This window comes from Listeria grandensis, assembly GCF_014322885.1.
In the GTDB taxonomy this organism is placed as follows: domain Bacteria; phylum Bacillota; class Bacilli; order Lactobacillales; family Listeriaceae; genus Listeria_A; species Listeria_A grandensis.
This window is the reverse complement of sequence record NZ_JAASUG010000005.1, coordinates 85,669-111,993: the sequence shown is the minus strand read 5'-3', so window position 1 is coordinate 111,993 and position 26,325 is coordinate 85,669. Positions and strand designations below refer to the sequence as shown.

Here is a 26,325-nt window from a genome sequence, read left to right as displayed (position 1 = left end):
CACGTACGGCAAATTGTAGGTGTTTCAAATTCATTGTGCTACAATGTGATTTACTACACAAACAGGGAGAGATAACAATGAAAATGATTAGAATTAGTCTCTGTATGGTTATGTTTTTACTTGGAGGCACGACACTAGGGTCATTAAACGTGTTTGCCGATGAGACGCATAATCATGAAGCAATGAACATCAAATCAGAAATAGAGAAAAGTACAAGTGCCAGCCCACCGACGGATAATTTAACAGTAAAGAATGTGAAACGGTTAGAGTATTCCATGCCTACTAATGCGCCAGAGGATCTAATTAGTCAGTATATATGGAATAAAGAACTGAATTATATGTTTAAAGACGTGCTCTATGAAGATGAAGCAGTCAATATAAATGGTATAGACTATGTAACGGATGAAAATGGAGAAGTGTCAGCCAAAATAAGTGTGCGTGATGGATCTAGTAAAGTAGAAGTTTCATCAGACCACTACGATACTAACCCAGTAAGTATTACAGCTGAAAAAAATGATGAGCCAAAGCAAGTTAATGTGAAACCTGGTGAACAAAAAGAGGTAACGCTTTTGGAAGAAATTAATTTAGATACAATGATTGACAGAATGGATGAAAGGAATGGTCAGAAAATAAATACCGAAAACACACTGGCATCCAATACTTTGGTTGCTACTCCACTTGGAAATCAAGATAGTCATCATTTTGAGGTTTTATTAATGGCTTCTAAAAAGGGCGATACTGTAACTTGTAATCGTTATAATGGACCTTGGGGGAATAACACTTATTATTCTAAAACTACAAATCCTGTGATGGCTGCAAGAAATTTTTTATGGAGTGATTGTGATCAGGCTCTAGTCTGGCACGTCCAATGCTTGAAAGATTACGGACCAGAAAAGTATAGATATTGTGCTTGGAAAGATAAGGCTAAGAATGGGAAGTGTAGCGGTTTAATCGGACATAATAAAAAATTTCATGCGCATTAGAGGTGATGGGAATGCTTAAAAAGGTATTATTAGTGATAGGAATTTTATTAATTGGTTTTTTTGTATATGTTGGTATCTTGTGGGCTAAGGATGTATGGCCTATCAAAGATACAATCCTAAAAAATGATGGGATTGGAAAGTTGTCTATCGGAATGGATGAATCGCATATTAGACATTACTATCCGGATTTTTTTATCGCTCAAGAAGGTAAAAATAATGTCTACTATTACAATGACAAAAATAGTTTTGTAGTGACAGCTGAAAATAAAAAAGTTGTTTGTATTGAGTTAGTGAATGAAGTTCCTAACCAAAATTTCTCGACGGAAAAAAATATAAAACTAGGTAGTACCTTCAAAGAAGTAACAGCGGCGTATGGGGAGAATTATCGAACAAAATCAACGGAGCGATATGGAGATGTACTAGAGTATCAAGATTCTAATACAAATCAAAAACTTGTAATAGGATTGTTTAATGATAAAGTTAGTTTGATGATATTTTATAATTACGAAAAATTTGATTATCCATTCTAATAATAGCTGATAAAAATAAGCCAGACAAAAGGATAAGAAATCGCATGAAAATAACATTTGGAAAAATGGATTCATGCGATTTTTTATCTTACTTTTAAAGTTAGAATTCAACTTTTACGGGGAATAAGTAAAGGAATGCAAAGGGAGATGAGGCAGATGATCCGATTTATCAAAGACCATTGGTTGATGTTGGGTATTATGATTATTGGTTTGCTATTTATTATCGTGCCTGTTTTGACGCGGAGTATTGATAATGAGCTGACGATTGATGGAATGTATAACTTTATCGGCTCGTTTTTTGGAATTATTGGTGCTGTGATGCTTGCTTTTAGTGAGACGAAACAGCAAAATAAGGCGTTAAGAGATGAGATTGATATGAATGCTCGGAAGGAACGGCAGATTCAAGCTGAATTTTTATACAAGGAATTGCTTTTTCAAAAGATCGAGAAGACGTACGGTTTACTGAACACGGCGATTTATAAAAACGAAGAAATAATGAGCTTTATCAAGGATATTGGGCAGGTTTTGGAGAGTGAGAAAATACGGGCACGGTTGATTGAAAATCGGAATGAAACGGAAAAATATATTCATGAGATTGAGTTGATGAGCATTTATTTTCCGGATGATCTGGAGAAGGTGAAGTTGATTGTGTCGACATTTAATTATAGTAATAAATATTTGAGTACGATGGAACATGAGCTTTTAATCGGTGATTCGAAAGGATTTCGGCTGGAGCTTGAGAACTACAGGGCTGTGATTAAGCGACTTGTGAAGTTGATGGATGAGCTGTCGATCGATATGTTGGGCAGTATGAACGTTGAGATAAATAAGCTAAATGATATTGGGAATACGGTTTAGACACGACTTGGCAAATTCTTGTGTCTTTTTAGTGAGAAAACCTTTATAATAGAAACATGAGTGGAATATAAAATGAGGAAAGCCGATGCGCTTTTCGATCAAAGGAGTTCATTTAAATGGCATTAACAGCTGGTATCGTTGGTCTTCCAAACGTTGGGAAATCGACGCTTTTTAACGCAATTACGAAATCAAAAGTAGAAGCGGCAAACTATCCGTTCGCGACAATTGAACCAAATATGGGGATCGTTGAGGTTCCTGATTCGCGTCTGAATAAACTGACGGAACTTGTGAAACCGAAGAAAACAGTCCCAACAACGTTCGAATTTACGGATATTGCGGGTATTGTAAAGGGCGCGAGTAAGGGCGAGGGTCTTGGAAATCAGTTCTTGTCGCATATTCGTCAAGTGGACGCGATTTGCCATGTGACACGTTGTTTTGAAGATGAGAACATTACACACGTGGAAGGCCGTATTGATCCATTAGATGATATCGCGGTCATTAATCTGGAGCTTATTTTGGCGGATTTAGAGACGGTTGATAAACGCATTAGCCGTGTTGAAAAATTAGCGACGAAGCAAAAAGATAAAGACGCGATTGCGGAATATAATGTTCTTTTGAAGCTGAAAGAGGCTTTGGAAAATGATAAACCAGCGCGCGCCGTAGAGTTTAACGATGATGAGGATAAAATTGTTCGTGGGTTGTTCTTGTTAACTCGCAAACCGGTATTATATGTAGCGAACGTTGCGGAGGATGAAGTTGGCGATCCGGACAACAATAAATACGTGCAACAAGTGCGTGAACTGGCTGCTGGTGAAGGCTCAGAGGTTATCGTGATCTGTGCTCGTGCGGAGGAAGAGATTGCTGAGTTGGACGAAGAAGATAAGGCAGAATTCCTTGAGGCGCTTGGCATTGAAGAGTCTGGTTTGGATCAGTTGATTCGTGCAGCATACTCGTTGCTTGGCTTATCTACTTATTTCACAGCAGGCGTTCAGGAAGTTCGTGCTTGGACATTCCGCAATGGTATGAAGGCTCCAGCATGTGCCGGCGTTATTCATACGGACTTTGAACGTGGCTTTATTCGTGCGGAAGTGGTTTCCTATGATGACCTTCTAGAACATGGTTCAGAACAAGCTGCAAAAGTAGCTGGACGACTACGTTCAGAGGGGAAAGAGTACGTGATGAAAGATGGAGATGTTGTACATTTCCTATTTAATGTATAAAGCTCTGCATAAGAAGAGGCTAGGAATCACGGTTCCTAGCCTCTTTGCTTATTTTTTAAATAGAAAATCTAGAATCATGTCGCCAATTCGGCGGTTTTCTCCTTGATATGGGAAAGCATGGATATTGATGGCTGGATTGAAATTGAGCTCAATCACAGCATAGGGACCATTGGCCATTGTTTCACGTGAAACAATGATATCCACGCCGCAAAGGTTGGCATCAACAACTTTAGCACATTCAATCGCTAGTTCTTGGTAGTAGGGATGAATCAGATCGGTCACGTCAATACTATCGCCGCCAGTGCTGATATTTGAGTTTTCGCGTAGATAGACTATTTGGCCGCTAGGAGGAACATCAGACATCGTAAAACCTTGCATAGAAAGCATCAACGTTTCCTCAGGGCCTTTTAAAATTTCTTCTAGAGGTTTAAGGTGGTCGGTGCCTCGCAATGGATCAAGGTTTTTTTCATCGATCAGTTCGGAAACGGTATGAATGCCATCGCCTGTTACGTTGGCAGGGATGCGCTTCAGAATACCGGCTATTTTGCCATCGATGACTAAGAAACGATATTCGTCGCCAGGAATATAGGTTTCAATAATGACCGAGGAGTCGTAACTAAATGCTATTTTCAACGCTTCCTCATAGTCTTTCTGCGTGAAACCATCTTTGAAAATACTGATTCCTATGCCAAAGTTGGTAGATTTAGGTTTGACGACAATAGGTTTGTCAGCAAACATCTCAAAATTAGCTTGAGCTGTTTTGAGATCGGAAAAATTGCGGCCATGTGGCACTTCAATGCCGTGTTCTGCTAGCACCTGCTTCGTCACGACTTTATTTTCCATGATTAGCGCGCTAATATAGCTATCGCGAGCGGTTTTCGTTGCTTGTTTAATATATTCAACTTGATTCCCTTTTTCTAAACGAATAAAATTTTCTTCCCGGTCGAGGAGCTCGATTGCGAATCCTTTTGTAACAGCTGATTTCAGCACGATTTGTGTAGAAAGCTCCATGTCTTCGTAACCGATTAATTTGTATGCGTTTTGGAGGCTCTCATTTAGATAGATTCTTGCTTTTTCAAGATGGAAGGGAACGAATGATTCGGTTGTTGCTACGAGCTGCGCGGCTACTGTTTTTTCAGGGTTTCTGCTGATCTCGCGCTGTTTGGCTAGTAAGTCTAAAAATTCAGCGGAACCTACTTGCTTGGCGACTTGTTCCATTTCTGTTAGAAGTTTGTCGACCGCTTTTTCAAATGGGATTTCCGAACCGTTTACAAAAATATCAGGTTGGGAAAGGCCATCGCTTGCGATACGTTCTTCATTTTCATCAGATTGTTCTTGATGCGATTTGTCGAAGGCTTCGCTTTCTGTTAGGAGGCCCGTCACAAGGAGCAACTGGATAAAATGCATCGTCTCTTTTGTGATACCGTTTGGGTCGAAAGGGTTGAGATCTAGGGAGCGGATTTCAATATATTCGACGCCAGCTTCAGCGAGGCCGGCTAGTGACTGATCGGTATGGGAATTTTTCAAGCGAATCGGGTTGTACAGCTCGCGCATGCTGTCGATTTTTCCGTTATCGATCCATGATTGAATGCTAGCAATGTAATTGTCAAAACTACAATAATCTACATGTAGCGAACATTTATTTTTATATCCGGCGTGACTATTACGCAAAGAGACGCCGTTTTTCAGCATCAGATCGGATGTTTCACGTGAAACTTCGTTCGTCGCGGGTTTACTTAGAAAATCTGGAAGGTAAATCGGGCTTGCTCCGGTTAAATAAAGCAGGAACCAGCGATTTTGCATGAAATATTTGGCGACCTTGAGGTATATTTGGTTTTTGAAGTCTTGTAAAGTTTTTTCGCCGCCCAGTTTTTCGTGAAGATCAGTCAAGAACGCATCTGAGAACGAAAAATTATAGTGAATGCCAGAAAATAATTGGATTTTCTTCCCGTATTCGCGTGCCAAATGCTCCCGGTATAGTCGACTTGCTGACTGTGGATTTTGGTAGACCGCGATGGGAATATCTTGTTCTGCTGGAAGGATTGGCGGGTTACTATTTGGCCATAAATATTCGTCTCGAATACGGTCAGATACGATATTTTGCAGATTTTCCATTGCAGTATAAACGTCGTCAACAGAATTGCTGACGGGAGTAATTATCTCGATTTGACTCTCTGAGAAATCCGTTTTTATATACGGATTTTCTTCTTTTAAGCCAAAAATTTCGGGGTGGGGTGTGAGTGACAAATTCCCGTTTTTATCTACCCGCACATTTTCTTTTTCAAGCCCAAAGTTTCCTTCAAATAGCCGTTTCTTCAAATCGGCGTGTTGTTCTAGTATTGGAAACAAATTATCATTTTTATATAGCACGATTTCACCTTCTTGTAGTCCATTTTGTTTACTAGATTTATCTTACAATAATTATGGTCAATAGTATACAAAAGGGTTTTAGATTACTAAGATTTCGAAGCGAAATATTAACGAAATGTTTTTGAAATAATTGTAATAAATAACTTTACTTTCAGAACGGTACTAGTTATAATAGGACACATGAGGAGAGTGATAGTAATGTATACTATAAATTCTCAAAGTCATGTTCCAATTTATGAGCAAATTGTGGCGATCATTAAGGACTATTGTATCCGAGGAGTTCTAGAGCCGGGCGAAAAATTGATGAGTGTTCGCGAGATGTCGGCGCATATTCTGGTGAACCCAAATACGGTAAGTAAAGCCTACAAAGAATTGGAGCGCATCGGTATCATCGAGACCAAACTTGGAAAAGGGGCGTATGTAGCGTATTCTAGAGATAATGGACCAAATCAAGAGGCATTAGCTCTATTTCGGAAGAATTTGGAACAATTGATTTTGGAAGCGAATTATTTACAGATTGAGGAACAGGAATTAAAAGGATTAGTGAATGCATATTATACGAGCCTGGAGGGATAGAAGTAGATGATTATTGATGGAGTCACAAAAAGTATTGAGGGGAATTTAGTTTTAGAAGATGTTTCTTTTGAACTCAAGCCTGGTGAGATTACTGCGCTTATTGGGCGCAATGGTGTTGGGAAGACGACACTTTTCTCGATTATTGCGGGAATGTATATAGCTGATGCAGGCCAAGTTGCAATTGATGGCTATGATTTGCGCAAGTACCCGGCTTTAAAAAAGAACATCTTCTTTCTTGAGGATAATATGAACTACTTTAATTCGTATAGCGTGAAAGCGGTCGTTAAAATTTACAAAAATGTGTACGCAACGTTTGATGAAGCGTTTTTTGATATGTTAATGGAGCGTTTTGAGCTGCCAAAAAAAGCAAGAGTGATGTCGTTTTCAAAGGGACGGAAGGCGTTATTTTTCATGATTTTGGCTTTTTCACTGGATGTTCGGTATTTATTGTTGGATGAGCCGATGGACGGTCTGGATGTGATTGTGAAAAAGCAGTTGCTTCAGTTTATTCTAGAGACGGTAGCGGATCGGAATACGAGTGTGCTGATTGCGTCGCATCGTTTGGACGAGCTTGAGATGGTGGCGGATCGTGTGTTGGTTTTAAAAGGTTCTAAATTGGAGCTCGATTATTACTTGGAAACGTTGCGTGATGCGGCTTTGAAGATACAGGTTGCCTTTAAGGCGAAGCATATTCCGGATTTTGTGAAACAAGAATCGGAGTTGTTACAGCGAAATGGCCGGATTTATACGTTGCTTGTAACGGAGAACGTGGATGACTTTGTGGCTCAAATTAAAGCAGAGGAACCGATTCTTTATCAGGAAATGGCGATTACGATTGAAGATGTATTTACAATCCGATTAGCAGATGACAAGATAGACTACTACGAGATATAGGAGGAGAAGAAGCATGTTAAATAAGCATTTGTGGTTGAAAGAGTGGCATGGCGTGAGATGGATCGTTGTTGCCTTGATGCTTTTATTTCTATATGCACAAACGGGTGGGCTATATTTGGATGCGGATACCTGGCAGGAGCAGTATGATTACTATCAATCGGATGGTTTTGCGAAGGAACAGCAACAATCTCCGGACGATGCTAAAATGTCACCCAAAGATGTTAAATTGAGCTTGACGCTGGATCACTTTGCAGCGGGCTTTCCTGAGGACAGTTATCAGCCTACTTATACGATGGGGCAATTTTATAGTGGTCTTAGCATATTGGTTGTTATCTTAGGTTTGGCGATGGTTAGTTGGGAACGATATACGCGGAAAGATCATTTTTCTTTGGCGGCACCATTTAAGCGTAGTAGCATGATTATTGTGAAGATTTTGGTCGGGGGTCTGTCGATTGTTGTGACATACAGTATCAGTTTATGGCTAGGTTTGCAACACCTTTTCAGCGTTATTCCAAGCGAATACATTGATTTAGATATGAAAAAAGTTTACTTAGGCTTGATTGGAAATTTGGGAACTTTCTTACTGTTGTTTGTGCTGGCGTTATTTTTGGGAACTATCATGGGTGAGTTGATGGCAACAATCATTGTGGTTGTTATCTTTACGATGATGCCACGGTATATTTATACTATCTGGGTGGTACTGGTGCAATTACTTGATCCGAAACTAGATTCATCGACACTAACCAATTGGACGTCTTACGCCAATGTTTTTGTAATATTTGGAAATACTGAATTTCAGTATGGCCCTTTTATTTTTCAGATGTTGGTGTTGTTACTTTTAGGTTGGGGGGCGGTCTTTTTCTACAAGCGTAATTCGATTGAAAAAAATGGAAAAGTACTGATGTTTTCGTATTTACGGATTCCGAGTGCGCTATTTATTTCATTTGCGGGCATGATTTTGATCACTAGTTTTTGGATAAATGGAAATATGGATGAAATGCCTTCGTTGCTTAGTTTTCTGGTCATTAGTTTGGGGTCGTTTCTCGGTTGTTTGTTTATTTGCTATATGGTGCTTTATCGGAATACATGGGTACGAAGGTAGGAGGGATCTGTATGTGGGAAAAGGGGCTTTGGTACAAGGAATGGCGGGGAATTAGGTGGGTTATTCCGCTTGTTTTTCTCGTGTTTTTGTTAGCTTTTTTTGTGGGCTTGGTGAATGAGGCGGGGGCTTGGAATAAGAGTCAGGATCATTACAAATCGGAAGCGTTTCGGTTGGAGCAGGAACTCGATCCGGATTTTGCGATGACGAAACAGGAGATTAAGGACGATCTTACGGTTCGTTATTTGGCGTATGAGACCAAGTTGACGGATAAAATCGACCAGTATACATATTTTTTCTTTAGCTTTACAGTGAGTGTGCCGTTTACGTTGACACTTGTTTTGTCGGTGGTTTTTGGGATGTGCGCGATTATTTTGGAACGATACACGCGTGGGAACCATTTTACGGCGGTATTACCGTATTCGAAAAAAGCGGTCTTAGGTGTTAAGGTGCTGCTTGGGATAGCTGTGATTACGGTGAGCTATTTTGTGAGTCTGGGACTAGGATTTTGGTATTTTTCATCGCAGGTTCCAGCTGAATTTATTGATTTCGAGGCGCAAAAATTGGTGATGGATGTGATTGGAACTTGGCTTGCCTATTTGCTCCTGTTTTTGTTGCCGATCGTTGTGGGCTATTTGATTGGATCGCCGCTTGGTGGGATTATGATTACGGCGGGTTTATTGTTGTTGCCGAACATGATTTTGTCTTTTGTGGGGCATTTGAGTGCGTTTTTGAATAAGGGAGAGATGGGAGAATTGGCGTATTGGTGCGATTATTTCCGGATTTTTGAGCCGTTGGGTTTTATTAGACCTGCGTATGGACCGTTGCTTTTACAGGGGGTATTGCTACTCACTTTTGTGTTGGTGGCTTGGTTTGCGGCGGAACGGGAATCGCTTGAGACGAACGGGAGATTGTTTGTTTTTCAGAGAATGCGCGCATGGGGAATCGGGGTTTTTGGTGTTTTTACGGGGATGTTTGTGGCTAATATGATTCAGGATTTTGTGAAGTTAACTGGAATCGCTGGATTGGTGCTGTTTTTAATTGTTTTTTGTTTGAGTGGGATTAGCTTTATGATGTTTGCGATTCGGCTTGTTTATGGGAAGCGGTTGTAATTTTTTATAATTATATTTCTACTGGGAACTATATTGGGTTATAATAGAGGTAGTATGTTTGAGGGAGGATTTTATCGGTGACAACAGAAGCAGAAACAGTAAAGCCTGAGATGGGCGAGATGAAGGCGAATTTGACGAAGCGTAACTTGCAATATGTTCAGGAAGTGGAGAAGCATCTTCGTGAGGCTGGGCAATATGGTGAGGAGCAACAGGCAAATTTGATCTATGAAATGACGGAGAAAGTGCTTGAGAATCAGAAACAAGGTGTGACGGCGCGGAAATTATTTGACGTGACGCCTACAGAATATGTGAAAGCTTTGACGGTAAAAGCGGCGCCGACTGGTGAAGTTGCAGGGAAATGGTGGATTGCACTGGATGGCGGCTTGCTCGTACTTGGTGCGATGATGCTGATCAGTGGTGTGAGCGCGATTTTCCAAGGGCAAACGCTCGGTCTTGCCGTGCTATTCGTGACGTTTCTTGTCGGTGGTGGTGCGATGATGGTGTTGCGTAAATACGCTGGTGCCATGCGTCAAGGTGAAAAAGGTGGAACATGGAAGTATCTCTTGATCGCGATGGTTGTTATCGTTGTGTGGATGACGATTATGACGGTTGTGCAGGTGGTAGTTCCGGCGAAGTGGAATGTTGCGTTAGATCCTTATCCGACGGTGATTGTTGGTGCAGCGCTGTTGGCATTACGTTTCTACTTGAAGAAAAAGAAAAATATCCCGAATTTATAAATGATAATGTGATGCTGTTTCTTAATAGGAGCAGCATCTTTTAATAGAAAGGATGATTACGATGGTAGAAAAATTGAAGATTTTTAATTTGGAGCATCAGCAGATTGGGACGGCGAGCCGGGATGATGTGCATCATAAGGGCTTGTGGCATGAGACGTTTCATTGTTGGTTTGTGTCGGAGGACTTGACGCGGATTTTTATTCAGTATCGGAGTGAGCAGAAGCGGGACTTTGCGGGGCTGTATGATATCACGGCAGCGGGGCATTTGACGGAGGATGAGACGGTGCTGGATGGGGTTCGTGAGGTGAAGGAGGAACTTGGTGTTGAGGTGGCGGCGAATGAGCTGGTTTCGCTCGGCGTGATTGATACGAGTTATGTTTCACCGGGGTTTGTGGATCGCGAGTTCTGCCATGTGTTTTTGTATAAGTTTGCGGGAAACTTAGCGGATTTCAGGTTGCAGGAAGAAGAGGTTGGCGGAATGGTGACGGCTGATTTGCAGGCATTTCGGATTTTCTTTAAAGGGGAATCGGACGGGCTTCGTGTGGAGGGCTTTAAGTTGTGCGACTCAGGGATTGAGATCGTGAATGAGGTGCTTGGCATGCGCCAGTTTACGCTGGAGGAGAATAATTATTACGGGAAATTAGTGAGCGCGATGGAGTTGCGGGGAATATTATAGAGGGTGCGAAAAATATTTCCCGGGAAATAACGGCTAGCTTTTCATTTTGGAATATGACATAATGAAGTCGTGAAACCTTTAGTTGAAAGGGTGAGTAGTGAATGTTTCCTTATGAGATAGTCAGTAAGTTTACTGAAACAGAGTTGCATTTGTACAGATACATAATGGATAATTCTGAAAAAGTGATGTACATGCGGGTTCGCGAGTTGGCGGATGAAACGCATGTCTCGGCGGCATCGATTGTTCGTTTTACGAGGAAACTTGGATACGATGGCTTTTCGGAGTTTAAGGTACAGTTGAAGCAGGCTTCCAAGGAGAAAGGCAAGAAGAAGACGGCGGATACGATTGAAGTTTTGGAGGAGTTTTTCGAGCGGACGTTGCGTCGGGATTATGATGTGAGTTTGGATAAGGCTGTAGATATTATTGATGACGCGCAACTTGTCGTATTTGTAGGAATCGGGACATCGGGGATTTTGGCGGAGTATGGGTCGCGCTTTTTCTCGAATTTGCAGAAGCGGACGTTTTATATCAAGGACCCGTTTTATCCGAACGCGGCGCAGCAGTTTGATAATGCGGTGATGGTCATTTTGTCGGTTTCTGGGGAGACGCCGCAGGTTATTTTGCAGGCGCAGAACATGAAGCAGTACGGAAGCAAGATTATCAGCATTACGAATTCTAGCAAAAATACGCTCGCAGGGCTTTCGGATATTAATATTCCTTATTTTGTGACGCAGGAAATGATTCATGAGACGAATATTACGACGCAGATCCCGGTTTTATTTTTGCTAGAGGCGATGGCGAAGAAAACGTATAATAGGCATCAAATATAAAATAAGGCGGAAAATTCCTAGTTTGGAGTTCTCCGCCTTATTTTTAGATTTTTGTTAGGAGTAAATGATGATACGCCGCGCCGAGTAAGCCGGCTTGGTTTTTGTGTGAGACGAGTCCGAGTTCGGTGTCGCGAAGGCCGAAGAAGGCCATGTGGTGTTTGAGTTCGGCAAGGAATGTTGGCCGATCTGTGATGCCGCCACCGATGAAGATGTGGCTCGGATCGAAGCAGTAAATCAGGTTGTATAAGCCGGTGCAAAGGCCTGTGTAGAAGTCGTGGATTAGTTTTTCCGCGATCGGGTCGTGATTATCGTAAGCTGCGAAAATTTCTTCACCGGTGACTTCGTGTAGGTCTTTGCCTGTATGTGCCGCGTATTGGCGACGTAAAACAAGTAGGCTGGTGGTCTGATTCAAAGTGTACGTGCCGGGTTCGTAACTGCCGGGACGGTCGCTGAAGAGATAGCCGAATTCGCCAGCGCGGAATCGCGAGCCATTGTACAGTTTGCCATCAATGAAAATGCCGCCGCCGATGCCAGTTCCGATTGTCATGCAGAGAAAATTATCCAAGTCTTGCGCGCCGCCAAGCCATTTTTCGCACAAAGCAACGCAATTGGCGTCGTTTTCGACGGTGACGGGAAGTCCGGTTTTCTTTTCTAAGTATTCGCGGATGGGGAAGTTATCGAAAGCTCGAATCGCGCCGCCCATCGTGATGAAGCCGGTTTTCGGATTGATGTAGCCAGGCGCGCTGATCGCAACGCCCGCTACATCGTGTTTTTTCGTGTAATCGGAAATCCCTGCTAATATCAGTTCGCCATCAAAATCAGGGATTGTTAATTTTTCGTGTTGGAGAATATCGCCTTCACTCGAAACAATGCCCATCTTTAAGGTTGTTCCGCCGATATCAAATGCTGCAAGGTTTTTCATGTTTTCAACTCCTATTTTTCGCCTGTAGCTGTTGCGGACTCGGTTGCGTTTGCATCCATTTGGGCATCGCTCGCTGCTACTTTATTCGAAACGAGCACGAATGGTAGGTAACAGATGGTAGCGACGGCCAAACATAGCAATCCGACGAGTAGTGCTAGCCAATTTCCGCCGGTACCAAGGAACGGAATCAGCGGGCCTGGTGTTGTCCAAGGTACTTGATACGCAATCGGTGGAATAATTTTGAAGTGAATGAAGAAGTAACCGATTAACGTGTTGATGGCTGGTACAAAGATGAACGGAATAACCATGATCGGATTCAGCACGATTGGAAGACCGAAAATAACGGGTTCGTTAATGTTGAAAAGCCCAGGCGCGATCGATAGTTTCGCGATATCGCGGTGATCGGCACGTTTGGAAGCGAAGAAAATCGCAATCAGAAGACCGAGCGTCATTCCAGAACCACCATAGTTCGCAAAAGCGTCATTTAGACCTGCCCACGTTGTTGGGTAAGGTGCGCCCCACGCGGAACCGTGCTGTGCGACATAGTTTAAGTTTGCCAAGTTAGGTTCTGTGAAAATGGTGTCACGAATCGCTGCAATTGTATTTGGACCGTGAATACCAAGAACCCATAGTAAGTTGGAAATAAAGCCAAGTATTAGGACGGAATAAATATTCGTACCCATATCTTTTAGCGGTGATTGAATAACTGTATAAACAAGGTCATGCAAGCCTTCTGGAGCGATTAACGTAATCAAATAGTTCAAAACAGAGAACAAGATCATCACGAGAATAACTGGAATCAAAACTTTAAACGAACGAGAAACCGCGGGTGGCACTTGGGCTGGCATTTTGATGGTCAGTTTCGGTGCACGTGCGAGGCGGCTGAACACTTCCCCAGTAATAATACCAACGATGAGCGCTACGAAAAGCCCTTGAGCTCCTAAGAATTTTGTAGTCATGTAAGCTTGGTTATCGACAACAAGATACGGCGTGTAGATGATGAAAAACGAGCCGATTGCTGTCAAACCACATAAAAGATCATCTTGCTGGAAAAAGATAGCGAGATTTCGCGCTACTAAAAATGTGATAAGAATGGCCATAATATTGGTGGAACCTTGCAAGACCGGCGCGAAAATAGCCTGAGCTTCTGCGAGATTCGGGAATATCTTACCTAAAAATAAGATTTTAGCGATGAAACCGTCTGGACTAAGCACTGCGAAGTTGATTAAAAGGATAATCGACCCTGCCATGATTAAAGGAAAAACTAGAATAAATGCATCACGAATGGCCGCAATGTGCCGTTGTGAATTCAATTTGTTGGCAACTGGTACAAGTGCTTTCTCCATACCGTGTTCGAATTTTGTCATTAAACTCATAAAATGAACCTCCATTTTTGAAAAAGCGTTTGTTAACGCTTTCTTTTTAATTGCTATAGACCAAGTTTGCAAACCGCATTTGGGATACGTTTCGCAAACTTGACTCCCTAACTCTTACTCTTTAATTAAATTTGCCCCATTTTGCTCCATCGTCTTTTTATACCAATAGAAACTATCTTTTTTATAGCGTGCTAGCTCTTTTTCATCGTTTTCATCGCGGTCTACATACACGAAACCGTAACGTTTTTGATAGCCGTTGAGCCAGCTGAGTAGATCTGTAAACGACCATGTGCAGTAGCCGAGCATTTCCACGCCATCGGTAATTGCTTCTTGAATCGCAAGGGAATGGGCGCGAATGTAGTCGATGCGGTACTCATCATGGATTTCGTTTCCTTCTTCTAATGTATCATATTCGCCGAGCCCGTTCTCCGTAATAAGTATCGGTAAACGGTAACGACTTGCGATACGGCGAAGGCCAATGCGTAGACCGGTCGGATCGATATCCCAATCCCAGTTGGTTTTTTCAAGATATGGATTGTTCACATGACGGTAAACGCCAGGAAGTCCACTTTCTTGTGTGGAGCCTTTTTCACCAGTGGTGTTCATTTTACCAACGCCGACGCCATCAAGCGGGTTCGCCGCGTTCGTCATCGTGCGGTAGTAATTGACGCCCATGAAATCTGGTTTTCCTTTTTTAAGAAGTTCGGTGTCTCCGGGTTCTAAATCTGGTGCAAAACCGTTTTCTTCGAGCCAATTCCAAACCGCGATCGGATATTCGCCCCACGTGTAGACGTCCATCCAGAGGTGCGCGTTGAATTCCTCGCTGTTATCGGCCGCTAGCGCGTTCTCAGGCTTGCCGTCGATCGCGTAATTAGGTCCGTATGCAAAACTTGGACCGATCTTGCCGTCCATTCCTAGTTCGCGGAATTTAGCGATGGCTGATGCGTTGGAAAGATTGGCGATGTGATTCGCTTGAAACATCCGTTTGTCGTCGGTAAGGCCGGGCGGGTGTAGCGCCAATTTGTAGCCGTGTGAGATGAAAACGTTCTGTTCGTTCAGTGTCACCCAGTATTTGACGCGGTCGCCGTAGCGCTTGAAGCAAACCTCGGCGTAGTCGGTGAAATCTTGGATAATGCGACGCGATTCCCAGCCGCCGTATTCGTCTTGAATGGCTTGCGGAATATCCCAATGGTACAGCGTGATGACTGGCGTGATGTTGTTTGCTACGAGCTCATCGACCAAAGCGTCGTAAAACGCGAGACCAGCTTCGTTCGCTTCGCCGTGGCCTTTCGGGAAAATACGACTCCAAGCGATGGAAAATCGGTAAGCTTTCAGGCCTTGTTCCGCCATGAGTGCGACATCTTCCTTGAAGCGGTGGTAGTGATCGACCGCCACATCACCATTTGTTCCTTTAAAAGTTTTGCCGGGAATGCGGACAAATTCATCCCAAACCGATGGGCCCTTGCCTTCTGTGTCCCAAGCACCTTCGACTTGGTAAGCCGCGGACGCCGAGCCCCAAAGGAAATCTTTTGGGAAAGGTTTTAACGTTTTATGTTGCATAATGCACCTCCGAATAAATTAGAAGACGTTTGACGCGCCGTCTATATGATTTAAATGTAAACGGTTTCGGTTGAAATGTAAATATGAATTGGTGAATTGGGTTGAAGTTTCAGCGGGTTGGAATATGTTTCAGGGATGAAACATGGTGTTTCATTACTAGCGTTCAGGATTGAAAATCAAGCGTTTAGGACTAAAATGGTTTTTGAAGATTATTTTGTGCTAAAATTTACGGGAAGGCGGATATGAAATTTTTGTGTTGTGTTCCGTTTTTCAACTTGGGAGACTTTTGGTATTTACAAATAGAACTTATGTTCGTATAATGGATAAGAGAAGGAGGTGGTTGGATTGGTTTATGATACGGCTTACATAGCCTGATAAACAAGGAATCTAGGTGCAAATGCAAGAAAAGCGTTATTTATTTAAAAAGTAAGAAAAAAGCATTGAAATGGATAAATCAGTGTGTTATCGTGAAAGTTGATAACTTGTTTACTAAGACACAAAAGGTGAGGAAAATAACAAAAAACAAAGGAGTTTTTACATGAAGACGTGGCTGAAAAAGGGATTATTAGTGTGGTTAGTATTTGCGTTGGTTGTTTCAACGTTACCGGCATTTGAACCACGCGCGGAGGAAACAAAGGGAGATGCGGTACCAACACCGAAAACAACGGCGGAAGCGAAGCCGGTGGAAGTGGTCGAGGAACGCACGGAGAATGAGCTTGTGTATGATAATCAGAACGGTTCTTTTACAAAACAGATTTTTACGGAACCGATTAATGTGAAGGAAGATGGCGAGTGGGAGCGGGTTTCCAATGACTTAGTGACGACGGATGAGGATGTCATTGAGGCAGAACGGACGGAGATTCAAGCGCAATTCCTACCGAAGATGGAAAAAGGAAAATATAGCACGTTTGGCGAGGGAAACGAAGCGATTACGTTTGGTTTTGAATCGGCAGAAGGCGAGAAGGAAAAAACAGCTGTGACGGACGTGGAAGCGAGCGTCGACGGCAATGAAGCGCGATTTAAAGAGGTGTTACCGAACACGGATTTGCGAAATTTGCATTTTAACACGTCTGTGAAGGAAGACATCGTGGTTAATGAATATAATGGATTCAATATTTATAATTTCCGATTGGACACGAAATTGAAAGTGGAGCAATTGGAAGATGGCTCGATCAGCTTTACGAATCGCAAGGGCGCGGTGGTTTTTGAATTGCCGAAGCCGGTGATGTCGGACTCGAAAATCGATGAGAAATCGGGCATCGCGGTGAGTTCGGATGCGGTGGAATTCAAGCTGGAGGCGTTGACGAGTACGGTTTATTCGCTACAAGTCGTGGCGGATGCGGACTGGTTGAAGGCGGAAGATCGGGTGTATCCAGTTTACATCGATCCGAGTGTGCAGTTGAAGAAAGTGACGGATGCGCATATTGCAAGCGCTTACCCGACGACGAACTATTCGGGAAGCAAGTTGTGGGACGCGGGTCAGGGCGAGTATACGATGTCGGTTGGTCAATATGATGGCACGACGGGGATAAATTACGCGTATATCAAGCCGGATGTGTCGTCGCTCGCGAAGGCTTCGATTGAGTCGGCGACGTTTAAGGCGTATGCGACGTGGCATTACTATCCGTCGACGCCGAACTTGGTGAAATTGGATGAGGTGAAAGGGGCTTGGACGCCGGGCGCGATTACGTGGAATACGAAACCGAGCGCGACGAATATTGCGGAGACGAATGTTGGACGCGATCAGTGGGCAAGTTTTAACGTGAAAGATACGGTGCAGGCATGGGCGCAGGGCACGCGGGTGAACTACGGTTTCATGATGCACACGACGAACACGCAAGGTTTTTGGAAAAAGTTCACGGCGACGGAAACAGGGACGAATGTACCGTATTTGGAAGTGACGTATACGTACGCGAAACCGGCAAAAGCGACGGTGAAAACGACATCGAATGGACCGGGAACTGGCACGGGTTACATGGACTTGACGTGGAATGCGGTGCCGGGTGCGACGGGTTACAAAGTCGTGATTTCGAACGGGTATAACTATCAGCAGTTCCCAGTTGGCAACGTGACTTCGTGGACGTCGAAGGGCAAGAAAATGTTCCCGACGCAAGCGGAGTTGGATGAAGGCGAATTTGATTTCCATACGGACGGCAAGGGTGTGGAATTTGCGAATGATCCGCGGGAATTGTATGAAAATGGTTTCCAGTATGGCAGTACGTTTGGGTTGCGCAATCAGCTGAAATATATTGTGCGGATTGTGGCGACGTTCCCAGGTGGAGATAGCCCGACGTCGGATATTACGGATGTGTACATGCCGATAGAGACGCCAGCAGCACCGACTGGGAAAGCGTATGCCAATTTGGCGGGGACGAATACCGGTTATGTGCAAGTGAATTGGGCGCCTGTCGCGAATGCGGAAGGTTATATCGTGACGATGTTCGACGGGAAAAAGGATGTCGAATTTGATGTTGGGAATAAGACGACGTGGACGACGCAGAATAAAGGACTTTGGCCAACGAATGCAGAGATTGCGGCCGGTGGTTGGGGATTACACACAGACGGAAAAGGCGCGGAGTTAGCGCAAGATCCTTCGCCTGTGTATACCAATTCTGGTGGGACGTTAGGTCATTTGAAAACCTATGCTTTCCGGGTGAAGGCGTATACGAAGACAGGAAAACAGGAAACGAGCGCCATTTCTGGGATTTACAAGCCGACGATTCCGCTTGTTGGTTCGCAGCAGGGAATGGTGGATTATTGGACATCGATTCCGGTGATTGGCGGCGAAGTCAATGCGACGAACGGGAATTTCTTGTTCAGCGAGACGGATTTTGAGCTGGAAGGACGCGGACCGAGCATTAATATTAGCCGAACGTTTAACAGCCAAAATGACCAAGTAGGATTGTTTGGGAAAGGTTGGACGAGTACGCTGGAAACGCGTGTTGCCGAACAGGCAAATGGCGATGTGCTGTTGTACGAATCCGATAATAAAACGCAATTGTTTATGAAAACGGGGACGACGTATGAGGCGCCTGCTGGTGTTTATAGTACGTTGACGAAGACTGCGACGGGCTTTTTGCTAGTGGAGCAGGATAAATCGGAAGTGGCGTTTAACGCGGCGGGCCAAATGTTGACGGAGAAGGATCCGAATGGGAATGTATTGACGTATACCTACGCGAGTGGTAAGTTGACGGGGATCACGGATGCGTCTGGTCGGAAAGTGAGCGTGACCTATAATGGTGCGCAGATTTCGAAAGTGACAGGGCCGGAGAATCGCGACGTGACGTTTACGTATGATGCAGCAAAACAATTGACGGCGTCTACAACACCGCGTGGGAAAGTGTATCGTTATGGCTACACGGATGGCTTGTTGACGGCGATTTATGATCCGAAGCACACGGAAGAGAAGCCATACAAGACGGCGTATGAGTATGCGGATAAGAAGCTGGTGAAGGTCACGGATCCGGTTGGGAAAGCGACGACGCTGAGCTATGCGCCTGAGAAGCGTGAGGCGACGCTGGTGAACGCGAAAGGCAAGAAGACGGTTTATACCTACAATCAGGCGGGAAATCCCGAGAAAGTGGTTGTGGACGCGGATGGCTTGAAGCTGAGCACGACGACGAGCTATGAGGCGAATAACCTGATCAAAGAAGTGAGTCCGAAAGGGCAAGAAGAGACGTATACGTATGACGCGGACGGGAATGTGACGTCGGTGACTGATCCTTATGGGACGGAGAATTATACGTATAATGAGAATAATGATGTGACATCGATGACGGATACCGAGAATAAAACAACGACGGTAGCCTACGATGATGCGGATGCGGTGTCGGAAACGAACCAATCAGGCGGTGCGACCTCGACGGTTTCGCAGTATGATAAGTATGGAAACGTGATTAAAGGAACCTCGGAACTAAGCACGGCGACGAATATTTTAGCGAATCCAAGTTTTGAGAAGGATTTAGTCGCGACGGAATGGTTCTCGCAAGTGTACCAAACGGCGACGGGAACGGTAGCGATCGACAAAACCACATCCGCACCGGGCGGCGTGAGCGGAGCGGCTTCCTTGAAAATCACCGGGAAATCGACGGGACGCGGGTTTACGGCTGGGAAGCAGATCGTGGAACTGGAGCCAGACGCCACGTATACGCTGAGCGCGCTGATCAAAACGAGCGACATGAAGGATACGAATGTGTTCTTTAACGTGGAACTGCACGACGCGACGGGCAAACGTGTGACGGATGGCGAAGCGTGGCAGAATAACCGATACAGCGATATCAAAGCGAACCGTCCGTGGACAAAACGCCAGTTGACGATTAAGACCACGAAAACGACCGCGAAAGCCTACATTTTCCTAGAAGTGGAGCAAAATAAGGATACTGGTGGGACAGGAACGGCGTGGTTTGATAATGTACAACTCGAAAAAGGCGAGGCATCGGCGAACTTTAACCCAGTGTTAAACAGTAGTTTTGAAAATGGCACGGAATTGATGGCGACGGGCTGGTGGAGAGGTTCGACGGCGGGCGCGGATAAGTTGGCGATTGACGACACGGAAGGTTTCGCGGACAGTTCTTCGGCGCGCATTGTGCGGACATCGGTGACGGACGTGGACAGCAAGTACGGGCAAGAAATCGTGCTGAACCAAACGACGGCGAAAAACGTGACGGTGACAGCGATGTCGAAATCGGAAAACGTGGTGAATACGGCCGGCGGCGAGAAGCTGTCGAATGATTACGCGATCCTGGCCGAAGCCGTATTGAGCGACGGCGTAACGAAATCATTCTACGCGCCATTCCCGACTGGAACGAATGAGTGGAATCGTAGTGCGGTGACAGTGAACGTGGATAAACCAATCACGCGCTTGAAAATCTGGACGTTATTCCGCGGGAAGCATACAGGTAAAGCATGGTTTGATAACATGCGTGTGATTGATGGGGAAGTGTTGACGGAGAACACGTATGATAGCGCGGGGAATTATGTGGTCGCGTCCTATGATGAAGAACACCGTAAATCCACCTTCACGTATGATGTTTACGGCAACAAACTCACGGAAACCGATGAAAAAGGCAACACGAAGAAACTCGAATATAACGTTGATAACCAGTTGACGAAAACAACACTGGCGAATGGAACCGCCGTTGCCTACAAGTATGACGATAACAGTAATACTACAGAGAAATTCGTAACCGCAGACGGTAAAGAACAACAAAATAGCTACACATATGATAGCGACAATAAAGTCACCCAATTCACGGATGCCCTAGGTCGCAAAATCAGCTACGAATACGATGCGAATGCGAATGAAACCAAAGTCACGAAACCAAACGGTGACACCATTGAAAGCATCTATGATTCCGCAGACCGCGCGACAGGAGTGAAATGGAACGGTCAAACCGCTTTCAGTTTCCAATTTGACCCGAATGGCAATGAAACAAAAGTGACCGACGCACTATCTGGCATGGTACGCGATAAAGCCTACGATGACGCCGACCGTATCACGAAACAAACAGAGCGCGGTGGCAGTGTTTCTTGGACATACAAAGATAAGCCAAGTAAAGACAACAAAGGAAAAACCGACAAAATCAATGAGGTTGTTGTATCGCATGGCACACACAATTACAAAGCAACCTATGATTATAACGCACTAGATCAAAATACGAAATTCAATGATGGTTCTCGCAATTACTTCCTTGATTATGATGAGTTTGGCAACGTGAGTCATTACATCAATGGAAATGGCGTAGGAACAAACTTCAATTATGACGCGACACAAAAAGTACGCGACATCCAAATTGGTAACAAACTTGGTGACAGCATATTTGAAGAAAGCTACACGTATGATGCAGCAAGTAACCGAACCACTATCGATAATAAGAAAGCTGGCAAAACAAGTTACGAATATGACGCAATCAACCAGCTAACGAAAGAAACACTGCCAGAAGGCACCGTCAAAACCTACACCTACGATGGTTTCGGTAATCGCACAAAAGTGACTGATTCGAGCAAGACAAAAGCCATCGATGCAAGTTATAATGATGGTAACCAGCTAACAACATGGAATGGCGACAAGCTAAGCTACGATACAAATGGCAACCGTCTAAGCGATGGTAAGTACACGTACACATGGGACACCGCAGACCAACTAACAGCCATCACGAAAAAAGGCGAAACGACACCATTCGCAACCTATAAATACGATGACGATAATCGTCGTATTGAAAAAACAGTCAATGGACAAACAACGAAGTATTACTACGATGGCGATAGTATTGACGTGTTGTATGAAACAGACGGTGCAGGAACCGTGCAACGTCAATATGTCTATTCCGATAGCAACATGCGTATGGCCATGAAAGTCGGCACGAAAACCGTGTTCTATCACTACAATGCGCATGGCGATGTGGTGGCCCTGACGAACGAGGCAGGCGACACCGTGGCAGAATACAGCTACGACGCATGGGGTAACGTACTACAAGTCGCTGAGACAACCAGTGAAGCCAAACAAAACCCATTCGGCTATGCAGGATATACGTATGACAAAGAAATTGGTATGTATTACTTGATGGCTCGCTACTATGAACCAGAACAAGGTACTTTTATTAGCTATGACCCAGAACCTGGTGATGAAGATGATCCTCAAACGATGAATGGCTATAATTATGCAAATAACAACCCAGTAATGTATTTGGACCCTGATGGCAAGGTAGCTTGGTGGGTTGTGGCGGCCGCGGGAGGAGCAGCGTGGGGTACAGCTAAATATCTTTATAAAAATAGGAATAAAGGTTATTCTATTAAAGGAATTGCATGGGCAGCGGGAAGAGGAGCCGTTGATGGGGTATGGAAAACAGGCATTGGTCGTGTTTTTGGTCTAGGTGGCACAATCAGAGTAGGCATAAAGCTGGCTAAAAGAAAGAATTTGCTTAAAAGTATGAATACGTATAGAAAGGCATTGATTAGAAATCCCAAAAAGCACCTGAGAACAACATTACTAAATAAAAATATTGCAAAAAAATCAAAAACGAATTACTCAAAATTACGTAGTAGAATTAATAGTAAAAAAGTGAATAATTTCTACAAAAATAAAAAGATTCATAAAGGTAAAGTTGTTAGTAAAAGAAGGAAGTGATTAAGATAGTTTTCTTAACTAGTGTTGTAGTTAGTCTGTTTTGTATTACGATAGCTTTATACAGTGGACATTTACTGCGGGCTTTGAAGGATTTATCAGGGAAGAGGCTAGGGCTACTTACAGCAATAGCGTCTATATTATGTATTTTGGAAATTTGTTATTCATCTGCGTTATCCTTTATATTCTTTGTGATTTGGGATGTACGTAATAATCTCATACTTTATCAGACAATTGTGTTTCTGCTAGTCAGCTTTGTATTTCTGTATATTTTTTATAAGTTGAGCAAAAATATAATTATGATAATCTTATCTATTACATGGTGTGGGCTAATGACCTTTTATATAATCTATCTTTTTAATCAATTTTTTCTACTGGTTTAAAAGCTTTAAGGTCAAAAGATAACTGCATAGAGTTAATGGGAAAAGGAGAATGAGGCGATTCTATGAATATATTAATTAGTCTACTCTGCGTATTTACCGGCTTATTTTCGAGTTATTTATTAAAAATATTTACCGAGATAAATGTTAAGCTGAAATCTAGTTGGGGCGAAAAGTTTGTTTATGTAATTTTTACAGGGATTATAGTATGTAGCATGTCCCTTTCCTATGCTTTATTCCTAGTGTGGGATGGAGAAAGTAATAACCTTATCTTACTAATAACAAACATACTTATTATGGTTGTTATTGCAGCTAATTGGATAATGTACTATTTTAAAAGAAGTAATAAAATGATCATGACATCAATGATTTGGAATACATTGGTATGTGGTTATATAATTTATTTATTTTATATTTCATTTATAGTAATAGAATAGTTACGAAGCATGGAGTTACGACACCAGTATATTAAAGACGAAATATATCAATTCTCTATTTAGCAGAGCCACATAGTAGTTTTTAAGTCAGCGGTATTGAATTTAAGACTTTCATTTGAGATGTATGAACTATAGCCTCCATATTAGAAATGGAGGCTATAGTTTTCCTTTGTGTGTTTGATTCTTTCTGGAGTTGCGCTGGTAAAGGATTTTTTATATACACCATAGTAGATTGGATAAATATCTGAAATAGAAGACAACCATAACGAGGAAAGAGCGTGCTTTTGATAAGCAGACGCTCTTTCCTTTTTAATAACGGCTAACGGAGATTTATGATACGAAGCACACGGAAGCGACGCTGGTGAACGCGAACGGGAAGAAGACGGTGTATACCTACAATCAGGCGGGAAATCCGGAGAAAACGACTGTAGACGCTGATGGCTTGAAGTTGAGCACGACGACGAGCTATGAAGCAAATATGACGATAACAGTAATACTACAGAGAAATTCGTAACCGCAGACGGTAAAGAACAACAAAATAGCTACACATATGATAGCGACAATAAAGTCACCCAATTCACGGATGCCCTAGGTCGCAAAATCAGCTACGAATACGACGCCAATGCGAACCAAACAAAAGTTACGAAACCAAACGGTGACACCATTGAAAGCATCTATGATTCCGCAGACCGTGCCACAGGAGTGAAATGGAATGGTCAAACCGCCTTCAGTTTCCAATTTGATCCGAATGGCAATGAAACAAAAGTGACCGATGCGCTATCTGGCATGGTACGCGATAAAGCCTACGATGATGCCGACCGTATCACGAAACAAACCGAGCGCGGCGGCAGTGTTTCCTGGACATACAAAGACAAACCAAGCAAAGACAATAAAGGAAAAACCGACAAAATCAATGAAGTCACCGTTTCTCAAGGCGCGCATAATTATAAAGCAATGTATGACTATAATGCGCTAGATCAAAATACCAAATTTAGCGATGGCACCCGAAACTATTTCTTAGATTATGATGAGTTTGGAAATGTAAGCCATCATATTAACGGGAATAGCGTAGGTACGAACTTCAACTATGACGCGACACAAAAAATACGTGAAATTCAAATTGGCAATAAGCTTGGCGATAGTTTATTTGAAGAAAGCTATACGTATGATGCAGCAAGTAACCGAACAACCATCGATAATAAGAAGGTTGGTAAAACAAGTTACGAATACGACGCCATCAACCAACTTACCAAAGAGACACTTCCAGATGGCACAGTTAAAGCTTATACCTATGATGGATTTGGTAATCGCACAAAAGTAACCGATTCTAGCAAGACAAAAGCCATCGATGCAAGTTATAATGATGGTAACCAGTTAACCACATGGAATGGTGACAAGCTAACCTATGACACAAATGGCAACCGTCTGAGCGATGGTAAATATACGTACACATGGGATACCGCAGACCAACTAACGGCCATCACGAAAAAAGGCGAGCCAACCCCATTCGCAACCTACAAATACGATGACGATAACCGTCGTATTGAAAAAACAGTGGATGGACAAACGACCAAGTATTACTACGATGGTGATAGTATTGACGTTTTGTACGAAACAGATGGTGCAGGAACCGTGCAGCGTCAATATGTCTATTCCGATACTAACATACGTATGGCGATGAAAGTTGGCACGAAAACAGTGTTCTACCACTACAACGCGCATGGTGATGTGGTTGCCCTGACGAATGAGGCAGGGGATACGGTGGCAGAATACAGTTACGACGCATGGGGAAACGTCCTACAAGTTAACGAAACAACTAATGAAGCCAAACAAAATCCATTTGGATACGCTGGGTACACGTATGACAAAGAAATAGGTATGTATTATTTGATAGCGCGTTACTATAACTCCGAGCAAGGTGTCTTTATTAGCGCTGATCCAGATCCTGGAGACGAAGAAGACCCTATTACAATGAATGGCTATAATTACGTGAGTAACAATCCAGTAATGTACACGGATCCTGATGGTAAGGTTGCTTGGTGGGCAGTAGCTGCAGGTGTCGGAGCTGCGAGTGGTTTGGGGAAATACTTGTGGAAGAATAGAAATAAGGGCTATAGTTGGAAAGGAGCGCTATATGCAACTGGAAAAGGTGCTGTCAAAGGGGTATTTTCTGCAGGAGTAGGAAGAATTTTTGGATATGTAAGTTTTGGTAAAGCTGCAGGGAAAATTTGGAAGTCTAAGAGTGTTAAAAAGGGGTTAAAGCAGGTCAAACATAATATGAAAGCATCTTGGAGAGGTTTGAAGAAAAATTATAAAGGACACATTAAGCAAGCTCTTTTTCCAAAATCTCACAAAAAAATTGCGAAAAATGTTGGAAAAGCACAGAAAAAAAGTAGTAGAAAGAAGAAAAGGAGATAATAAATATGTTGGAAATCATGAAGATTCTAGTCTCTGCTGAATTTTTCTTGATAACGGTTTTGAGTTTTGTACTTCTTGATAAATATAAAGTCAGTAAAAAAAGTAAGTTTTTAAATTTCATGACCTCTTTATTCGTAGTCGTAGGGGCTGTAATATTATCCACATTTGTTTTTTTCACGGGATGAATTTTAAAGGAGGTAAATGAGTATGATACAATTTTTATG

Annotated in this window: 16 protein-coding genes and 1 pseudogene; 13 read left to right on the top strand and 4 right to left on the bottom strand. The window is 43.2% G+C overall.

Features of this window, described 5'->3' with window-relative positions; all coding sequences use genetic code 11:
* Positions 1 to 77: 77 nt before the first annotated feature.
* From HCJ54_RS08510 to ychF, 4 genes are all read left to right on the top strand, one after another.
* A complete protein-coding gene (locus tag HCJ54_RS08510; RefSeq protein WP_187137336.1) occupies positions 78 to 983 on the top strand; it encodes a hypothetical protein in 906 nt (301 codons plus the stop codon).
* 11 nt (positions 984 to 994) lie between these two features.
* Positions 995 to 1,513 carry a hypothetical protein gene (locus HCJ54_RS08505; RefSeq protein ID WP_187137335.1) on the top strand — a complete coding sequence of 173 codons (519 nt, stop codon included), beginning with the start codon at positions 995 to 997 and terminating at the stop codon, positions 1,511 to 1,513.
* 156 nt (positions 1,514 to 1,669) lie between these two features.
* Positions 1,670 to 2,371: a hypothetical protein gene (locus tag HCJ54_RS08500; protein ID WP_187137334.1), complete on the top strand. Its 702-nt coding sequence runs from the start codon at positions 1,670 to 1,672 to the stop codon at positions 2,369 to 2,371.
* 116 nt (positions 2,372 to 2,487) lie between these two features.
* Entirely contained in the window at positions 2,488 to 3,591 is a 1,104-nt protein-coding gene (gene ychF / locus HCJ54_RS08495; RefSeq protein ID WP_036066443.1) for a redox-regulated ATPase YchF, read from the top strand.
* Positions 3,592 to 3,639: 48 nt separating this feature from the next.
* On the opposite strand, the gene gshAB is transcribed toward ychF, so the two are convergent.
* Entirely contained in the window at positions 3,640 to 5,961 is a 2,322-nt protein-coding gene (gene gshAB / locus HCJ54_RS08490; protein ID WP_187137333.1) for a bifunctional glutamate--cysteine ligase GshA/glutathione synthetase GshB, read from the bottom strand.
* 198 nt (positions 5,962 to 6,159) lie between these two features.
* On the opposite strand from gshAB, the gene HCJ54_RS08485 reads away from it, so the two are divergent.
* The 7 genes from HCJ54_RS08485 (at position 6,160) to HCJ54_RS08455 (ending at position 11,885) form a co-directional block, all read left to right on the top strand.
* Positions 6,160 to 6,537: a GntR family transcriptional regulator gene (locus HCJ54_RS08485; RefSeq protein WP_185410591.1), complete on the top strand. Its 378-nt coding sequence runs from the start codon at positions 6,160 to 6,162 to the stop codon at positions 6,535 to 6,537.
* Positions 6,538 to 6,543: 6 nt separating this feature from the next.
* Positions 6,544 to 7,431: an ATP-binding cassette domain-containing protein gene (locus tag HCJ54_RS08480; RefSeq protein WP_036066445.1), complete on the top strand. Its 888-nt coding sequence runs from the start codon at positions 6,544 to 6,546 to the stop codon at positions 7,429 to 7,431.
* Positions 7,432 to 7,444: 13 nt separating this feature from the next.
* A complete protein-coding gene (locus HCJ54_RS08475; RefSeq protein ID WP_187137332.1) occupies positions 7,445 to 8,533 on the top strand; it encodes an ABC transporter permease subunit in 1,089 nt (362 codons plus the stop codon).
* 11 nt (positions 8,534 to 8,544) lie between these two features.
* Positions 8,545 to 9,642, top strand: a complete 1,098-nt coding sequence (locus HCJ54_RS08470; RefSeq protein ID WP_187137331.1) for a hypothetical protein — start codon at positions 8,545 to 8,547, stop codon at positions 9,640 to 9,642.
* Positions 9,643 to 9,719: 77 nt separating this feature from the next.
* Positions 9,720 to 10,379: a DUF1129 family protein gene (locus HCJ54_RS08465; RefSeq protein WP_187137330.1), complete on the top strand. Its 660-nt coding sequence runs from the start codon at positions 9,720 to 9,722 to the stop codon at positions 10,377 to 10,379.
* A 61-nt stretch (positions 10,380 to 10,440) separates the two neighbouring features.
* The gene (locus HCJ54_RS08460; protein ID WP_187137329.1) at positions 10,441 to 11,055 is read left to right on the top strand and encodes an NUDIX hydrolase; all 615 of its coding nucleotides are present in this window, start codon (positions 10,441 to 10,443) and stop codon (positions 11,053 to 11,055) included.
* A 101-nt stretch (positions 11,056 to 11,156) separates the two neighbouring features.
* Positions 11,157 to 11,885 (top strand): MurR/RpiR family transcriptional regulator, encoded by a 729-nt coding sequence (locus tag HCJ54_RS08455; protein ID WP_036066449.1) that lies wholly within the window; start codon positions 11,157 to 11,159, stop codon positions 11,883 to 11,885.
* 43 nt (positions 11,886 to 11,928) lie between these two features.
* On the opposite strand, the gene HCJ54_RS08450 is transcribed toward HCJ54_RS08455, so the two are convergent.
* From HCJ54_RS08450 to HCJ54_RS08440, 3 genes are all read right to left on the bottom strand, one after another.
* Positions 11,929 to 12,807, bottom strand: a complete 879-nt coding sequence (locus HCJ54_RS08450) for an ROK family protein (RefSeq protein ID WP_187137328.1) — start codon at positions 12,805 to 12,807, stop codon at positions 11,929 to 11,931.
* 11 nt (positions 12,808 to 12,818) lie between these two features.
* Entirely contained in the window at positions 12,819 to 14,183 is a 1,365-nt protein-coding gene (locus HCJ54_RS08445) for a PTS sugar transporter subunit IIC (RefSeq protein WP_187137327.1), read from the bottom strand.
* Positions 14,184 to 14,297: 114 nt separating this feature from the next.
* A complete protein-coding gene (locus tag HCJ54_RS08440) occupies positions 14,298 to 15,743 on the bottom strand; it encodes a glycoside hydrolase family 1 protein (protein WP_187137326.1) in 1,446 nt (481 codons plus the stop codon).
* Positions 15,744 to 16,281: 538 nt separating this feature from the next.
* Here HCJ54_RS08440 and HCJ54_RS08435 point away from each other — a divergent pair.
* Together HCJ54_RS08435 and HCJ54_RS08430 are read left to right on the top strand one after the other, a co-directional pair.
* Complete coding sequence (locus HCJ54_RS08435) at positions 16,282 to 22,869, top strand: DNRLRE domain-containing protein (protein WP_187137325.1); 6,588 nt, start codon at positions 16,282 to 16,284, stop codon at positions 22,867 to 22,869.
* A gap of 1,187 nt (positions 22,870 to 24,056) precedes the next feature.
* Positions 24,057 to 26,101, top strand: a pseudogene (locus HCJ54_RS08430) (RHS repeat domain-containing protein); the annotation flags it as partial.
* Positions 26,102 to 26,325: the final 224 nt, after the last annotated feature.

Bases quoted from the DNA above. Each gene is read 5' to 3' on its own strand.
- HCJ54_RS08510 (WP_187137336.1), top strand. From the start codon at position 78: ATGAAAATGATTAGAATTAGTCTCTGTATGGTTATGTTTTTACTTGGA.
- HCJ54_RS08505 (WP_187137335.1), top strand. From the start codon at position 995: ATGCTTAAAAAGGTATTATTAGTGATAGGAATTTTATTAATTGGTTTT.
- HCJ54_RS08500 (WP_187137334.1), top strand. From the start codon at position 1,670: ATGATCCGATTTATCAAAGACCATTGGTTGATGTTGGGTATTATGATT.
- ychF (WP_036066443.1), top strand. From the start codon at position 2,488: ATGGCATTAACAGCTGGTATCGTTGGTCTTCCAAACGTTGGGAAATCG.
- HCJ54_RS08485 (WP_185410591.1), top strand. From the start codon at position 6,160: ATGTATACTATAAATTCTCAAAGTCATGTTCCAATTTATGAGCAAATT.
- HCJ54_RS08480 (WP_036066445.1), top strand. From the start codon at position 6,544: ATGATTATTGATGGAGTCACAAAAAGTATTGAGGGGAATTTAGTTTTA.
- HCJ54_RS08475 (WP_187137332.1), top strand. From the start codon at position 7,445: ATGTTAAATAAGCATTTGTGGTTGAAAGAGTGGCATGGCGTGAGATGG.
- HCJ54_RS08470 (WP_187137331.1), top strand. From the start codon at position 8,545: ATGTGGGAAAAGGGGCTTTGGTACAAGGAATGGCGGGGAATTAGGTGG.
- HCJ54_RS08460 (WP_187137329.1), top strand. From the start codon at position 10,441: ATGGTAGAAAAATTGAAGATTTTTAATTTGGAGCATCAGCAGATTGGG.
- HCJ54_RS08455 (WP_036066449.1), top strand. From the start codon at position 11,157: ATGTTTCCTTATGAGATAGTCAGTAAGTTTACTGAAACAGAGTTGCAT.
- HCJ54_RS08450 (WP_187137328.1), bottom strand. From the start codon at position 12,807: ATGAAAAACCTTGCAGCATTTGATATCGGCGGAACAACCTTAAAGATG.
- HCJ54_RS08445 (WP_187137327.1), bottom strand. From the start codon at position 14,183: ATGAGTTTAATGACAAAATTCGAACACGGTATGGAGAAAGCACTTGTA.
- HCJ54_RS08440 (WP_187137326.1), bottom strand. From the start codon at position 15,743: ATGCAACATAAAACGTTAAAACCTTTCCCAAAAGATTTCCTTTGGGGC.
- HCJ54_RS08435 (WP_187137325.1), top strand. From the start codon at position 16,282: ATGAAGACGTGGCTGAAAAAGGGATTATTAGTGTGGTTAGTATTTGCG.